Origin of the sequence: Nitratidesulfovibrio sp. (genome assembly GCF_040373385.1) — a bacterium.
GTDB lineage: Bacteria > Desulfobacterota > Desulfovibrionia > Desulfovibrionales > Desulfovibrionaceae > Cupidesulfovibrio.
On the sequence record NZ_JBDXXH010000008.1, the window covers coordinates 26558 to 42023 of the forward strand.

Annotated in this window: 14 protein-coding genes; 7 read left to right on the plus strand and 7 right to left on the minus strand. The window is 69.4% G+C overall.

Annotated features, from left to right (window positions below):
- The first annotated feature begins 71 nt into the window (after nt 1-71).
- Nucleotides 72-1460 (plus strand): MFS transporter, encoded by a 1389-nt coding sequence (locus ABWO17_RS13285; protein ID WP_353119308.1) that lies wholly within the window; start codon nt 72-74, stop codon nt 1458-1460.
- A gap of 156 nt (nt 1461-1616) precedes the next feature.
- On the opposite strand, the gene ABWO17_RS13290 is transcribed toward ABWO17_RS13285, so the two are convergent.
- The 5 genes from ABWO17_RS13290 to ABWO17_RS13310 form a co-directional block, all read right to left on the minus strand.
- Nucleotides 1617-2486 (minus strand): universal stress protein, encoded by an 870-nt coding sequence (locus tag ABWO17_RS13290; protein WP_353119310.1) that lies wholly within the window; start codon nt 2484-2486, stop codon nt 1617-1619.
- Nucleotides 2473-3531, minus strand: a complete 1059-nt coding sequence (locus tag ABWO17_RS13295) for a sulfite exporter TauE/SafE family protein (RefSeq protein ID WP_353119311.1) — start codon at nt 3529-3531, stop codon at nt 2473-2475. The genes ABWO17_RS13290 and ABWO17_RS13295 overlap by 14 nt, the downstream gene beginning before the upstream one ends.
- Before the next feature lie 19 nt (nt 3532-3550).
- Nucleotides 3551-3874 (minus strand): hypothetical protein, encoded by a 324-nt coding sequence (locus tag ABWO17_RS13300; protein ID WP_353119313.1) that lies wholly within the window; start codon nt 3872-3874, stop codon nt 3551-3553.
- 77 nt (nt 3875-3951) lie between these two features.
- Nucleotides 3952-4509: a putative universal stress family protein gene (locus ABWO17_RS13305; protein ID WP_353119315.1), complete on the minus strand. Its 558-nt coding sequence runs from the start codon at nt 4507-4509 to the stop codon at nt 3952-3954.
- Between the two features lie 90 nt (nt 4510-4599).
- Nucleotides 4600-4848: a hypothetical protein gene (locus ABWO17_RS13310; RefSeq protein WP_353119317.1), complete on the minus strand. Its 249-nt coding sequence runs from the start codon at nt 4846-4848 to the stop codon at nt 4600-4602.
- A 282-nt stretch (nt 4849-5130) separates the two neighbouring features.
- On the opposite strand from ABWO17_RS13310, the gene ABWO17_RS13315 reads away from it, so the two are divergent.
- The 5 genes from ABWO17_RS13315 (at nt 5131) to ABWO17_RS13335 (ending at nt 12718) form a co-directional block, all read left to right on the plus strand.
- Nucleotides 5131-7389 carry a S16 family serine protease gene (locus ABWO17_RS13315; RefSeq protein ID WP_353119318.1) on the plus strand — a complete coding sequence of 753 codons (2259 nt, stop codon included), beginning with the start codon at nt 5131-5133 and terminating at the stop codon, nt 7387-7389.
- Nucleotides 7377-9170, plus strand: a complete 1794-nt coding sequence (locus ABWO17_RS13320; RefSeq protein WP_353119320.1) for a sensor histidine kinase — start codon at nt 7377-7379, stop codon at nt 9168-9170. The genes ABWO17_RS13315 and ABWO17_RS13320 overlap by 13 nt, the downstream gene beginning before the upstream one ends.
- Nucleotides 9167-10696, plus strand: coding sequence for a sigma-54-dependent transcriptional regulator (locus ABWO17_RS13325; RefSeq protein ID WP_353119322.1), 1530 nt, complete (start codon nt 9167-9169; stop codon nt 10694-10696). The genes ABWO17_RS13320 and ABWO17_RS13325 overlap by 4 nt, the downstream gene beginning before the upstream one ends.
- Before the next feature lie 279 nt (nt 10697-10975).
- Nucleotides 10976-11980, plus strand: coding sequence for an ABC transporter ATP-binding protein (locus tag ABWO17_RS13330; protein ID WP_353119543.1), 1005 nt, complete (start codon nt 10976-10978; stop codon nt 11978-11980).
- Nucleotides 11981-12223: 243 nt separating this feature from the next.
- A complete protein-coding gene (locus ABWO17_RS13335) occupies nt 12224-12718 on the plus strand; it encodes a hypothetical protein (protein ID WP_353119324.1) in 495 nt (164 codons plus the stop codon).
- 260 nt (nt 12719-12978) lie between these two features.
- On the opposite strand, the gene ABWO17_RS13340 is transcribed toward ABWO17_RS13335, so the two are convergent.
- Together ABWO17_RS13340 and ABWO17_RS13345 are read right to left on the minus strand one after the other, a co-directional pair.
- Nucleotides 12979-13896 carry an ADP-ribosylglycohydrolase family protein gene (locus tag ABWO17_RS13340; RefSeq protein ID WP_353119325.1) on the minus strand — a complete coding sequence of 306 codons (918 nt, stop codon included), beginning with the start codon at nt 13894-13896 and terminating at the stop codon, nt 12979-12981.
- A 355-nt stretch (nt 13897-14251) separates the two neighbouring features.
- Entirely contained in the window at nt 14252-14437 is a 186-nt protein-coding gene (locus ABWO17_RS13345) for a hypothetical protein (RefSeq protein WP_353119327.1), read from the minus strand.
- A 248-nt stretch (nt 14438-14685) separates the two neighbouring features.
- Between ABWO17_RS13345 and mnmM the strand changes: the two genes are divergently transcribed.
- Nucleotides 14686-15435, plus strand: coding sequence for a tRNA 5-(aminomethyl)-2-thiouridylate-methyltransferase MnmM (gene mnmM / locus ABWO17_RS13350; RefSeq protein WP_353119328.1), 750 nt, complete (start codon nt 14686-14688; stop codon nt 15433-15435).
- Nucleotides 15436-15466: the final 31 nt, after the last annotated feature.

Here is a 15466-nt window from a genome sequence, read left to right on the forward strand (position 1 = left end):
TATCGCCCGCATCGCCCGTATCGGGCAGACCGCCCGGACCCTCAGCCACATTTCGCCCGCCCGGTATTCCCATGCCCACACCATCGCCCTCCACGCCCGCCAGCACGTCCCCGCTGCGCGAGGTGACCCGCATCCCCTCGCTGCCGCGCTTCTGGGTCAGCCAGTGCGGCTCGTACCTGGCCTACAACATGCTGGCCGTGGTCATCGGCTGGCAGATCTACGCCATGACCGGCAGCGCCATGCATCTCGGCCTGGTGGGTCTGGCCCAGTTCACCCCGCAACTCCTGCTCACCCTGGTGGTGGGCGGCGTGGCCGACCGCTTCGACCGGCGGCGCATCGCCTTTTGCTGCCAGCTGGCCGAAGGGCTGATGGCCGTGGCGCTGGCCGTGGGCAGCGCCACCGGCACCCTGACCCCCGCCGGGGTGTTCGCCGGGGCCTTTCTGACCGGCGCGGCACGCGCCTTCGAGCAGCCCGCCATGAGCGCCCTGCTGCCCGGCCTGGTGCCGGTGGTGATGCTGCCGCGCGTGCTGGCCTTCGGTGCCGGGCTGCGCCAGGCGTCCATCATCGCCGGGCCCGCGCTGGGCGGCTTTCTGTGCGCCGCCGGAGCGCAGGCGGGCTACGGGGTGTGCGGCGCGGCATTTCTTGTTGCGTGCGCGGCCATCCTGCTTGTCCGCCGCCCGGACACGGCCACGAAACGCGAGCCCATGACCCTGCGTTCGCTGTTCGGGGGCATCGACTACGTGCGGCGCAACCCGGTCATCCTGGGGGCCATCAGCCTGGATCTCTTTTCGGTGCTGCTGGGCGGGGCCACGGCCCTTTTGCCCATCTACGCCAGCGACATCCTGCACACCGGGCCGTGGGGCCTCGGCCTGCTGCGCGCATCACCGGCCGTGGGTGCGTTGTGCATGTCGGTGTACCTGGCCCGCGTGCCCATGCGGCGGCGGGTGGGGCGTCGGCTGTTTGCCGGGGTGGTGGGCTTTGGCGTGGCCACCATCACCTTCGGCCTGTCGCGCAGCTTTCCCCTGTCCATGGCCGCGCTGGCCGCGCTGGGCGCCTGCGACATGATCAGCGTGGTGGTGCGCCAGACCCTGGTGCAGCTGGAAACGCCGGACGCCATGCGCGGACGGGTGGGCGCGGTGAATTCGGTGTTCATCGGCACCTCCAACCAACTGGGCGAGTTCGAATCGGGCGTTACCGCCGCATGGTTCGGGGCCACGGCTTCGGTGGTGCTGGGCGGGGTGGGCACCATTGTGGTGGCCCTGCTGTGGATGCGCCTGTTCCCGGCCCTGCTGCGCCGTGACCAATTGGCGATCACATCCGCCGAACGTCCGGAGCAGGCATCCCTGAATGCGCCAGATGCGCCAGATGAGGATGACGCGCCAGATGAGGATGATGCACCGGATGAGGATGATGCGCCAGGTGCGGAAACCCAGCCGGAAACGGCGCAGGCACCCGGCTAGCCGTTCCGTTTCCTGCCTTGTTCGCGCGCTTCCTTTCCATACGTACAAGGGCCGCGCGGCGGGCGTGCCATGCCCGGTCGCGCGGCCCTTTCCCCTGCCTCTTGCAGTTGGCAGGGTGTGGCCTGATCGAAATTCAAGAGATATGTCGGGAGGTTGTTACCGCCGCAGCTTGTCCCGCACGGCCACGTAGACCGGAATGTGCGCACTGGCCACCACCTCTTCGGCCACGCTGCCCAGCAGCAGCCGGGCCAGGCCCCCCTTGCCGTGCGAGGCTATGAACAGGCACTCCGCGCCCAGCCGTCTGGCCGTGGCCAGGATGCGCTCCGCCGCCTCGCCCTGGGCCACGTGGCCGCATGCCCGCACTCCTTCCTGCCCGGCCCGCGCCGCAATGGCCTCCACCACGGCCCTGCCGTGCTCCACTTCCATGTCCGCCGCCAGCTGCCCTTCCGCCGAATCGGGAAAGGCCAGGTCGGCCACGTACAGCACGTGCAGGTCCGCGTCGTGCTCGCGCGCCAGTTGCAGCGCGGTGACGGCGGCATAGGTGCAATAGCGCGAACCGTCCGTGGCCAGCAGAATGGACCGGAAGCCCAGCACCGCGCCCTGCGGCACCAGCAGCACGTCGCGCTCGCTGTGGCCGATGGTGCGCAACGGCACGTTGCCTCGCACCAGCCGCCCCAGGGCGGAGCGGTCGGCCACGCCCATGGCGATGAGGTCGGCCTTCACCCTGCGGGCGGTATCCACGATGACCTCGAAGGGCTCGCCCTCCTCGCACAGGCAGTCGATATCCATGCCGCGCGCGTTGGCCATTTCCAGCGCGCGGGCCAGGGCCAGTTCGCTGGGTTGGCGCAGCAGCCGCTTCAGGTCCGCCAGCGCGCTGGAGCCAAGGTCGCCGGTGTAGGGCGGCACCACGGAGAGGACCGCCACCCGGCACTTGCGGGTGGCGGCGAACTCCAGGACCTGATCCAGCGCGTACAGGGAATGCTCATCGCCGGTGACGGGCACCAGCAGACGTTCAAGCCTGCCCATGCGCCTCCTCCTGCGCGGCCGCGCGGCCTTTCCACATGCTGCCGAGGATGATCACCGCGCCGGTCAGCAGGGCTAGGCACATGGACGCGAAGCTGATCTTGCCCAGCACGTCGAGCATCTCGGGCGACATGTCCATCAGGCCCAGCTTCACCAGGTAGCGCGGCAGGGCAATGCCCCGGCTCACGGCCACGATGAGCATGATCACGGCCATGACCATCTTGATCATGTGCTCGCGCACGTAGGTGGTGCCGATGGCCCCCAGCTGCACGCCCAGCAGCGACCCGCCGAGGATGATCAGCACCAGGCGGATGTCCACCATGCCGTGCATGGCCCAGTTGATGGACCCGCCAAGGCCCATGACGAAGGCGATGACCAGTTCGGTTGCCGAGGCCATCAGCCCGGGCACGCCCATGACATAGATCATGCCGGGCACGCCGATGAACCCGCCCACGGCGATGGTGGCGGCCAGCATGCCGGTGGCGAAGCCCACGGGCAGGGTGAACCACAGCGAAATGCGGATGCCGGAGCGGCGGAAGGTGATCATGGGCGGAAGTTCGATGGCCTGCAGGCGCAGGGCCAGGGGCGCGGTGGTTTCCACGCCGCCGCAGCGGGCGCAGCGCAGCGCGTCGCGCATGACGTAGCCGCCCACCAGTACCAGCACGGCCACGAAGGACAGGCTGACGTACAGGTCCGACCCGACCTGGCCCCATTTTTCAAGGATGACCTGCTGGATGCGGATGCCGATCTGCACGCCCACGGCAGCGGACGCCGCCATGACCAGACCCATCTTCACGTCCACCTGGCCGTACCGGAAGCGCTTGATGGCTCCCACCAGTGCCTTGGGGAACTTGTGGCACATGTTGCTGGCCACGGCCACGGTGCCGGGCACGCCCAGGCTCATCATGCCGGGGGTGAGCACGAAGGCCCCGCCCGAGCCGATGAAGCCGCTGACCAGCCCGCCGATGAAGCCGACGAGGAACAGGAAACAGATGCCCGATGCGGTAAGGTCGATGAATTTCGTGGGGTCAAGGGCAAGAATATCCATGCTTCGTCTCCTTGGGCGCCTAAGCGTTCAGCGTGGCGCGGCGAGCGGCCGGGCGGGCGGTGGCGGGCTTGCCGACAGTGGTCGCGGTGGTCGTTTCCGTCTTGCGGGCGGGCTTGCGGGTGGCCTCTATGCCCAGCACGCTCCACAGGTTGCCGGTAAACTCGCCGTGCACGTACGAGAACAGGAACACCGTGGCGATGGGCCCGGCGGCCCAGTACGAGCCCTGTGCGAAATGGGCGGCGATGGTGTCCGCGAAGGCGAACACCCCTGCGTACAGGGCGGCGGACAGGATGCCGAAGACGATGGTCTTGGCCCAGGGTTTGCGTGCGGTTTGCGTTGCCATTGCTGACTCCCGTGGTGGCGCCGCCTGCGTGACGGCCCGTTGTCCCCGTTGGCGGGGGTTGTCGAGGGCGGTCGCCCTCATTCCACCGTGAACAGCGCAAGGCCGGTGCGGCCCCGCATCAGTTCGCTCTCTTCCGGTTCGCTCAGGATCAACTCGACGCGGCCATGGGCGCGCGCCGCTTCTTCCACTGCATGGTCCGGCCTTCCGGCCGGGGCAAAGCGCACCTCGTGCAGGGCCGCCATGCCCTCCGCCCGCGCCGCTTCCATCCATTCAAGGGCCCCCGCCCGCGCCTGCCGTTCGAAGGCCGCGCGGCGGTAGGCGTCGTGCGATGCATCGCCCACGTGCAGGAACAGCAGGCCGCTGCCCATGCGTCCGGCCAGGCTCAGTGCGTAGCCCGCAAGACGCGATGACAGGCCGCAGCCGTGCCCCAGCACCAGGATGCGGCGGACCTGGGCCTCGCCCCGGCGGATCACCGCTCCGGCCAGCAGCTGTTCGCCCGCCTCGGCCAGGGCCAGGGCCTCGGCGTAGTCGGCCAGGCGTTCCTCCATCCGCACGGCGGCGGTGGAACGCATGCGGATGTCGCCCTGCCCGGCCGCACCGCCGGGGGCGGTACGGCGAAACCATCTACCGGGCATGGGCGGCCTCCATGAAAAAGGGGCGGGCGGGTGAGTGGTCGGCTGCGCGAAAGAAGCGGGCCGCCCGCGAAAACGAAATCAACAGCATGCTCATTCGGCTCTCAGCACCGGGCGCTGGCGTTGCCCGGCGGTTGCGGTGCGGGCTTGCGCACCCGTTGCGGGGGACGCGGGGGACGCGGGGGACGCGGAAGGCTGGACCGCCTCCGTATGGTGGGCCTGCCCGGTCTGGCGGGTGTCGTCGCCCCCGCGCAGTTGCCACACGGCCTCGTCCGCCCGGTTCCGCTCCGCAAAGGCCACTGCGACAAATGCCGACTCGATCGATTCGCGGATGGTTCCCATTTTGCTTCCTCACGGTTTGTGTGTGCTTACGCATAAACAAGTGTCGTGCCAGAACATGTATTTCTGCATAACAATATGAATTTACAGATGATTAAGGATTGTCTCGAAAGGCGGGCCGCAGGCATGTGCTGTTGCACTTTGCAACGCCAACTGCTACCAGTCCGCGTAACAGGCCGGTTTCGCGCGGGTTCGTGAAAAAAAGCACAGCGTTGCGAAACGCAACGGTGCTTCACTCCGCAACGGTGATGCCGGCCAGCCCAGAGGGAATGCGAGGAGGCGCGCATGATCTTCTTTCGGCGGCAGGGTGGGGACACCCCGCCAGAACCATCCGGGGCGACGGGCCAGGCAGGGCAGACGGGCGGCCAGTCCGGTCCAGCGGATCAATCAGGTCAGGCAGACCCCACCGGCCTGCGCGCCAGATGCGCGGCGGCGGACCTGCCCGATGCGGTGCGCGAGGTACTGGAGGCGGAAACAGGCCGCATGGAAAAGACCGACGCAGCCGCGCCGGAAAACGCCATCGCCCTCAACTACGTGGAATGCCTGCTGGACCTGCCGTGGAACGCCCTTACCCGCGACAGCCTGGACCTTGCGCGCGCGGCGGCGGTGTTCGACACCAGCCACGCGGGCCTTGGCCAGGTGCGTGAACGGGTGCTGGAGCACCTGGCCGCGCGCGTGCTGTGCGCCACCCAGCCCGCCGCCGTGCTGGTGGTGGACGATGAATCCATCGCCCGCGACAACGTGGCCCACGTGCTGGCGCGCGATGGCTACGCCGTGGACACGGCGGCCAACGGTGAAGAGGCGTTGGCCTGCCTTGCGCGGCGGCGGTACGACTGCATCGTCACCGACCTGAAGATGGACCGCATGGACGGCATGCAGCTCATCGAGGCGGCGCGGCGGATAACCCCGGATACGCGCATCGTGGTGGTGACCGGCTATGCCACGGTGGACACCGCCGTGCAGGCCCTGAAGACCGGCGCGGTGCAGTATCTTTCCAAACCCATCGACATCGCCGAACTGCGCGCCACCGTGCGCGAGGCACTGGCCGACCGCGTGCAGGGCCTTTCGTCGCGCGCGCCGGTGTTGTGCTTCACCGGGCCGCCCGGCGTGGGCAAGACCTCGGTGGGCCGGGCGCTGGCCGAGGCGCTGGGGCGGCGCTTCTACCGCATGTCGCTGGCCGACCTGCGCGACGAGGCGGAACTGCGCGGTCACCGGCGCACCTACGTGGGGGCCATGCCGGGGCGGATCATCCAGGCCCTGCGCACCACGGGGGTGCGCAACCCGGTGTTCATGCTGGACGAGATCGACAAGGTGGGACAGGACGCCAAGGGCGACCCGGCCATGGCCCTGCTGGAGGTGCTGGACCCGGAGCAGAACGCCCGCTTCGTGGACCGGTATCTGGAAATTCCCTTCGACCTTTCGCAGGTGCTGTTCATCGCCACGGCCAACGGGGTGGAGCGGCTGCGCGGCCCCCTGCTGGACCGCATGGAGGTGGTGGAATTCCACGGCTACGCAGAGGCGGACAAGCTGGATATCGCCACCCGTTTCCTGCTGCCCCGCCAACTGCGCGAACACGGGCTGACCGCGCCGTATCCGCAGGTGACCCCGGCGGCCCTTGCGCGCATCATCAACGATTACACCAGCGAGGCGGGCGTGCGCGGGCTGGAACGCGAGCTGGCCCGGCTGTGCCGCAAGCTGGCCCGGCTGCGGCTGGAGGCGGGGGGACATGCGGGCGCAGCGGACCCGACTGAACCGACTGGCGACATCGCCCCCGGAAAGTCGTCGCCGGATGCCCAGCCGCCGAATACCCTGCTGGTGGACGATGCCGTGGCCGCCGCCCTGCTGGGGCCGCCGCGCTACCGGCACGACGCCGTGCACGGCGCGCCCCGCGTGGGCACGGCCACCGGGCTGGTGTGGTCCGAGGCGGGCGGCGAGATCGTGTTCGTGGAGGCGGCCCGCATGGCCGGTTCCGGCCAGCTCATCCTTACCGGCTCGCTGGGCGAGGTGCTGAAGGAATCGGCGCGCATCGCGCTCAGCCACATCCGGGCCGAGGCGGAGCATCTGGCAGAGCATTGGGGCGTGCCCGGCCTCGGCAACCCCGGCAGTCTGGATATCCCGGCGGGCGGCGGCCAGGGCGGCCACCCCGCGCAGGACATCCACATCCACATTCCCGCCGGGGGCATCGCCAAGGACGGTCCCTCCGCCGGGCTGACCATCTGGGTGGCCCTGGTCTCGCTGCTGTCGGGCCGCCCGGCGCGGGCCGACGTGGCCCTTTCGGGCGAACTTTCGCTGTCGGGCCGGGTGCTGCCGGTGAGCGGCGTGCGCGAAAAGCTGCTGGCCGCAGCACGGGCCGGGGCGCGCACCGTGGTGCTGCCCGCCGCCAACGAACCGGAGGCACGCGGCCTGCTGGCGGAATTTGCCGCGCGCGGGTCCGGCGGCCTGCCGCAGGTGGCATTCGCCGCGCGGGTGCAGGATGCGCTGGCCGTGGCCCTGCTGCCCGCCGGGGCTGCGGGTGACGAAGGGGGCGCGCCGTGCAGTTCCTGATCCGCCGCCTGGCCGAAGGCAACATCCGGCAACTGGTGCTGTTCGGCATCTCGGTGTCCATCCTGGGGTTCTCGCTGCTGGGCGGGCTGTCGTACAACTACCTGCTGCAGATCGAGGACGCCCTGGCCCTGGCCGAGGTGGTGGACGACCTCAGCAACGACATCCTGGAAATCCGCCGCTACGAGAAGAACTACCTGCTCTACGCCATGGAGGAGGACCACGCCGAGAACCTGGTGTTCATAGGCCGGGCGCTGGATGTCATCGAACGCATCGAGCCGGGCGGCAACGGTGTACAGGGCGCGGACCTGCGGGGCAGCGACGGGCTGCGCGCCCTGCGCCGCGACCTGCACGGCTACCGCGACACCTTCAGCCGCCTTGGCGAGGTGCAGCTGGCCGGGCCGCAGCGCGAACGCGAGCGGGGGGCGCTGCGCGACGACCTGCGCGAGCAGGGCAAGGCGCTGGTGGCGCAGGCCCGCCAGATCGTCACCTACCAGCGCGAGCGCATCCTGGGCATCGTGGGGTCGCTGAAGCACCAGTTGCTGCTGTCCATCGGGGCCATGGTGGGGCTGGCGGCGTTCTTTTCGTGGCTCATCGGGCGGCGCATTCTGGGCGCGCTGTCGGTCATCGAGCGTTCGGCCCGGCAGATCGTGCAGGGCAGCCTGGAACGGTTGCCCCTGCCCGCCACCAGCGACGAGACGCGCGGCGTGGTGGAGGCCTTCAACCACATGCTGGTGGAGCTGGAGCACCGCCAGAACCAGCTGGTGCAGGAAAAGAAGCTGGCCTCGCTGGGGGTGCTGACATCGGGCATCGCGCACCAGTTGAACAACCCGCTGAACAACATCTCCACCTCGTGCCAGATACTCCGCGAGGAGTTGCGGTATGCCACGGGAGGCAAGGGGGTGGATGGCGGTCAGGCCGGGCCGGGCGGGATTAATGGGACAGGCGGGACTAACGGAGCAGGCGGAGCAGGCGGAGCAGGCGGAGCAGGCGGAGCAGGCGGAACAGGTGTAACGGGCGCCCCCGTGTTCGCCTCCCCCCCGGCGTCCGCCGTCGCGGCAGGACTCGATCCGGCCCTTGCCGGGCGTATGCTGGAAAACATCCATCAGGAAGTGCGCCGTTCGCGCGACATCGTGAAAGGGCTGCTGGAATTTTCGCGCGAGACGGAATTCTCGCTCAAGCCCGTGGCCCTGCGCGACGTGGTGGGCCGCAGCGTGGCGCTGGTGGCCAGCGAGGTGCCCGCGTGCATCGCCATTGACGCCGACGTGCCCGGCGACATCGTGCTGCCGCTGGACGTGCAGCGGTTTCAGGAAGTGCTGTTGAACCTGCTCATAAATGCCATTCAGGCGGTGCAGGCGGCACAGGAACGGGACGGCGGCGCGCCGGAAGGAATCACATCGGACGGGGGCACGCCGGAAGGGGGCATGCCAGACGGGAGGGGGCCAGACGGGAGGGGGCCAGACGGGAAGGGACCGGACGGGGCCTGCCCCCGCGCCGGGGCCATCACCGTCACCGCCGCGCGCGATGCGGCGGCGCGGCAGGTGGTGCTGCGCGTGGCAGACACGGGCATCGGCATCGGGCCGGAGCATCTGGGCCGCATCTTCGACCCCTTCTTCACGCTGAAAGAGGTGGGCAAGGGCACCGGCCTCGGGCTGTCCGTGGCCTTCGGCATCATCCGCAAGCACGGCGGGACCATCGGGGTGGAAAGCACCCCCGGCGCGGGCACGTGCTTCACCATCCGGCTGCCGCTGGGCGCGCCGGAACCCACGGGAGACGCGGCATGAACGACGCACCCGGACGGCCAACGGGCGCTGCCGCCAAGACGGCGGGCGCCTCTGCGCCCTCTCCATCCCCGGTCCCCCCGTATTTGCCGGATACCCCTGGTCCGGCCCGCATCCTGGTGGTGGACGACGAGGCCATCGCCCGCGACAACCTGGCCCTGGTGCTGGGGCGGCAGGGGCACGAGGCGTTCACCGCCGCCAACGGGGTGGAGGCGCTGGAACTGCTGGCCGGGGCGGACTTCGACCTCGTGCTCACCGACCTGATGATGCAGGGCATGGACGGGCTGGACCTGCTGCGCGCCGTGCGGCTGCGCCACCCGGACACCGAGGTGGTGGTGGTTACCGGCTACCCCACGGTGAAAACGGCGGTGGAGGCCATGCACGCCGGGGCCTACCACTACCTGCCCAAGCCCTACGACCTGGACGAGGCGCGGGTGCTGGTGCAGAAGGCCCTTGAAAAGCGCCGCCTGAAGCAGGAGGTGGCCCGCCTGCGCGAACAGCTGCGCGAACGGTCGTTGCCGGTGCCCCTGCTGGGGGCCGCGCCGTGCATGCAGGCGCTCAAGCGCACCATCGCGCAGGTGGCCCCGTCGGACGTCACCGTGCTGATCCTGGGCGAGACAGGCACCGGCAAGGAACTGGCCGCGCGCATGGTGCACCTGTTCAGCCGCCGCTCCGAGGCGCGCTTTCTGGCCATCAACTGCGGGGCGTTCAACGAGGAACTGCTGGAAAGCGAACTGTTCGGTCACGAGCAGGGGGCCTTTTCCGGCGCGGTGCGCCAGCGCAAGGGGTTGTTCGAGGCGGCGGAAGGCGGCACGCTGTTCCTCGACGAGGTGGGCGAAATGTCGCTGCCCATGCAGGTCAAGCTGCTGCGCGCGGTGCAGGAACGCACCATCCGCCGGGTGGGCGGCACGGCGGACATCCCCGTGGACGTGCGCCTGCTGGCCGCCACCAACAAGGATCTGGCGGCAGAGGCGGCGGCCGGGCGCTTCCGGCACGACCTGTATTACCGCCTGAACGTGGTGGTGCTGCGCATGCCCCCGCTGGCCGAACGCATGGAGGACGTGCCCCTGCTGGCCCAGTACTTCGCGGAAAGGGCCGCGCGCGACACGGGCAGGCCCGCACCGCACATCGCGCCGGAAACGCTGGCCGTGCTGGCCCGCTATCCCTTTCCGGGCAACGTGCGCGAGTTGCACAACATCATCGAACGGGCCGCCGTGCTCTGCGCGGGCGATACCATTACCCCGGCGGACCTGCCGCCCGACCTGCGGGCGCTGGCGGGGACGGTCGTCGACAAGGGCGGTGCGGCGGTCCCCGCGCTGGTGTTGCGCGCCGATGGGGGGGCCTGCATGCCGGGCGGGACGGGGGAAGGCGTGGCGCCCGATGGCCGCCCCATGACCCTGGACGAGAACGAGCGCGCGCACATCGAATGGGTGCTGGAACTGGCGGGGGGCAACCGGACGCAGGCGGCCAGGGTGCTGGACATCGACCGCGCCTCGTTGTGGCGCAAGCTGAAGCGCTACGGACTGTAGCCGGACGCGCACCAAAGGGTGCAGGGCAGGGCAGCTTTCCTTGCCCGGCGGTCTGGACGCGCCACCGCCCGGCGTGCCATGCTGCCGCCGGTTGGCCCCAACCGCCGTGCCCCAAAGGTGTTGATCGGGCTGCACCGGTTTGGGCGGCATCGGTTCCGGCTGTTTGACCATGCCGCCGTGCATTGGCGGCCAGACGTTTTTCGTGAGCACAGGAGATTCGCCATCGCATCGCTTCTGGAACTGCGCGGCCTTGGCCGCCACTTCACCGTGCGCCGGGGCATGTTCGACCCCACGCCCGCCGTGCTGCGCGCCGTGGACGGCGTGTCGCTGACCCTGGACCGGGGGCGCACCCTTGGCCTGGTGGGCGAAAGCGGCTGCGGCAAGTCCACCCTGGCCCGCATGGTGGTGGGGCTGCTGCCCCCCAGTACGGGGCAGGTGCTGCTGGATGGTCGCCTGTTCGTGGGTGCAGGCCCGGATGCAGGCCCGGATGCCAGTCAGGACACGAGGCCGGGGGGCGACGCGACGTCCACCTCCACCGGCCCCGCCATTTCGCGCGCCGAGGCGGCCCGACTGGTGCAGATGGTCTTTCAGGACCCCTTCTCGTCGCTGAATCCGCGCCGCACCGTGGGGGCCTCCATCGGCGAGGCGCTGGCCGTGGCCGGAATGCCCGGCGAGGAGCGGCGCGCCAAGGTGGCGGACATGCTGCATCTGGTGGGCCTGCGGGCGGAACACGCCGACCGCTACCCGCACGAATTTTCCGGGGGCCAGCGCCAGCGCATTGCCGTGGCCCGCGCCCTGATCACCCACCCGGCCCTGGTGGTGTGCGACGAGCCGGTGTCCTCGCTGGATGCTTCGGTGCAGGCGCAGGTGCTGAACCTGCTGCGCGAGTTGCAGGAACACATGGGCCTCGCCTACCTGTTCATTTCGCACGACCTTGGCGTGGTGGGCCACATGAGCGACCACGTGGCCGTGATGTACCTTGGCCGGGTGGTGGAGGAAGCCCCGCGCGACGCCCTGTTCGCCGCGCCCGCCCACCCGTACACCCGCGCCCTGCTGGCCTCGGTGCCCGTGCGCGACCCGGCCCGGCGCGTGGAGCGCCCTGCCCTGTCCGGCGACCTGCCCAGCCCCATCGCCCCGCCCTCCGGCTGCCCCTTTCACCCGCGCTGCCCGCAGGTCATGGACGTGTGCCGCCGTCAGGTGCCCGGCTGGCATGCCGTGGCCGAGGGGCAGCATGCGCGCTGTCATCTTCATGCGCCGGAATCGCTGGTACGCGCGGCTGGGTAGCTGCGACGACGTGCGTCGCGTCGGGGTTCGTCCGGACTGTTATCGTTCTTTCACATCGCTTGTGAAAAAACGTACTTGACGAGCGGCCTTGGCGTCACCATAGTGCGGGTGCCCCGCCGCGCGCCGCGTCACGTCGCGATTCCGTGCGGCCCCGTACGGCCCAGTGCGATTGGGGGCCATCGAAGACCACGAACCCCGCCCCGGCAAATCCGGCGGCAGGGGTGAACACGCCAAGGAGTGTCCATGTCCGCGGAATTCGTCACCGCCATCCATGCCGTCAGCGAAGTGCTGATGTTCGAAAACTGGCTGCGTTTCTATTTCATCACCGAAGAAGACGACAAATTGTTCATCCGCGTGCCGGAAACGGCGGAAAAGCGCATCCGCGAGGAGTATCCCCACCTGTTCGGCCTGCTGGAGCTGCTGAACAACAAGGAGATCACCTACGAAACCTCGCGCGACGCGGTGTGCAGCTTCGTGGCGTCCGACGTGGATGGTTCGCGCATGAAGGCGGGCAGTTCCGAGAAGGTCTTCGACAGCAGTCTGTTCCAGTTCGAGATGCAGTTGTTCAACATCTGGGTGCAGTCGCACGAGGAACAGTTGGACAAGAGCTTCATGGACCTGCGCACGTGGCAGGAATTGTACGCGGACTGGAAGCGCTCGGACAAGGTCAAGGAATACATGGCCGAACTGAAGGACGCCTCCACCCGCACCGCGCCCGACTGCGATTCCGTGCAGTAGGGCGTCGAGCCTTCCCGCCATGGCGGGAGGCAGGCAATGTACTGAAGACGGGGAGGATGCTGCGGCATCCTCCCCGTTTGTTTTTGATAGCCCGGCGAGCACGAAAAGGTCGCCAAGGGGCTGTTTCTAAATGAGGATTTTCGTTCGTTGGCAAGGAAAACGAGCCTGTCATGAGGGAGTATACTTTTGCCGTATTTGACCGAAATGGCAGGCGAAGTTTGACGCAGCCAACGGGCGAAAAGACAATTTAGCAACAGCCCCTACACGCCCAGCGTGTCCAGCGCCGCCTCGATCTCCGGACGCGCAACCAGCGGGGCCAGCCAGCGCTCGGGCATCCAGCCCGGGCCATGCCGCGCGCCGAACAGCATGCCCACGGCCAGGCCGCGCGCGCACGAATCGCCCCCGGCCATGACGTTGTCGATGAGACCGGTTTCCGGTGCGGCTTCGTGCTTCAGGGCAATGTGCACCACCCCCAGAAAGGCCCCCTGCATGCCGCACGACTGCCCGAAGCGGGCGATGGCGGCGGGGGTGTCCTCGGTCAGGGACATGTCGGCGAAGGCCAGCCAGTCTTCGGCGGGCAGGGCCGCGTAGCGGGCCGTGGCGGCATGGTCGAAGGCGCCGCGCATGTCCGCCCCGCGCAGCAGGGCGGCGGCGGCACGGGCCATGAATTCCGCGCCGTCGGCAATGACCGGGCTGCCGTGGGTCATCAGGGTCTGGGCGCGCGCGGCGTTGACCAGCCCTTCCTCGTCCTTGGGATCTGAACCCAGAACGGCCAGCAGCGGGGCCATGCGGGCCGCCCCGGCAAAGTCGTTGGTGGCGGCCCCGGTCTGTTCGGGCGCACGCCCGGCGGCAAAGTTGGCCAGCGCCTCGCGGCTGGCCTTGTCCATGTAGCCGGTGTAGCCGCCCTCCATCAGGCCGCGCCAGCGCCCGGCGAAATCGGACAGGTCGAAGGCCCCCTTGCCCGCCACCGAACGGAGCAGCAGCAGGGTCTGGTCGCCGTAGTGCGACTGGTCGCCCGCGCCCTTGCCGGAATGATAGTCGTTGAGGGCAGGCGGCAGCAGTTCCGTCACCCGGCCCAACTGGCGCACTATGCGCCCCTGATCGTATTCCCAGTGCGCCCCCAGCGACAGCGAATCCGCCACCAGCGACGCCAGAATGGCGCTGCGTATCCTGCTCATGTTCCACCTCGGGGTTGCGGCCCGCGAGGGCGGGCCGGTGAGCGACACCTTTCCACACTATACGACACGATGCGCGCCGGGGCCAGTGGCAGCGGCACATGGACGCGATGGTACGGCGGTGAATGCGGACAGTGGGGGGCGACGGGTGCGGTGCGGCAGATGCGGCTGTCGCGGCCGGCTCATGCAGGATGCGGTGCGCAAGACACGAAACGCACGGGAGGTCCGTGCGTTTCGTGGCCCGCGCGGGATGGCGGACCGAATCGTGGGGGTGAGGAGGGGCCGGGGAGGCCCTTGCGGGCCTCCCCGGTGCCGGAAACCGCTCGCCCGGTTTGCCGGCGGGGGCAGAGGAGGTCAGCTAGCTGAAGCTGACGGTGGGGGTGTCCAGGATGGACGGGGATGCCGGGGATATGCGCTGCGCTTCCCGCCAGAGGGCCGCCAGGGCCACGACGGCTTCCCTGTCTTCTTCGGGAAGGGCCTCGATAAGGGCATCCAGGGGAGGAGGGGTTGCCGCTGCGTTGCGGCAAGTTTCCGGAGTGTGCATGTGTCTTGCGGCTCCTTGTTCCGTTACGCCACAATTAGCAGGGACCGTGCCAAACATATTTAGTGTGAATATTCAGCATGTTGTTGTGTTCCATTGGGGCGCGGGCGGCGGCGGAGGTGCAAGCGGCGGCACAGGGGCTGTGCAGTATGCTGCACATGTGCACAGATTCGCGTCCGGCGCGCGTGCGCCTCGGCCCGGGTGCTTGTCGTGGGGGGGGCGGGTGGCGTACCACGGTGCCGGAGGTGCGCATGTCCCGTTTCGGTTCCGATGTTGCCGCCCGGCCCGCTCCGTTCATGGAGCTGTTCGGCTGCTCCGGCGGCGAGGGGTTGCCCGCCCTGCGCGACCTGGCGCGGCAGGCGGTGGCCCATGCGCTGGCCAGGGCCGTGGCGGGTTGCGCGCCAGGTGACGCGGCGGGCAAAACGCCGGAACCCGTGGCCGTGGACGGCACGGCGGGCAATGGCCACGATACGCTGTTCCTGGCCCGGCTGGTGGGTGCGCGCGGGTTGGTGCACGCCTTTGACGTGCAGCCCAGGGCGCTGGCCCGCACGGCGGAACGGTTGGCGACGGCGGGGCTGGAGGAGCGGGTTGCCCTGCATGGCCGGGGGCACGAGGAGCTTGCGGCGGCGCTGGCTGCCCCACTGACTGCACCGCCAGCAACTCCAGCAACGTGGCCGGGCGGAAGCGGGCGGCCACCGCGCATTACGGCGGCCATGTTCAATCTGGGCTTTCTGCCCGGCAGTGACCGCAGCGTGACCACCCGACCGGAAACCACCCTGACGGCGCTGGAGGCCCTGCTGCCATTGATGGTGCCGGGCGGCATCGTTTCGTTGCACGTCTACGCCGGGCATCCCGGCGGGGCGGACGAGGCCGCCGCGCTAGACCGCCGTCTTGCCGGGCTGGACTGGAACCGCTGGCGGGTGGCCCGCTACGAGTTCACCAACAAGCCCCGCAACCCGGAGCGGCTGCTGCTGGCGTTGCGGCTGCCCGGCCCCGCGTAGCCTTTCGTCATCCCGAGAACCATGCCGCCGC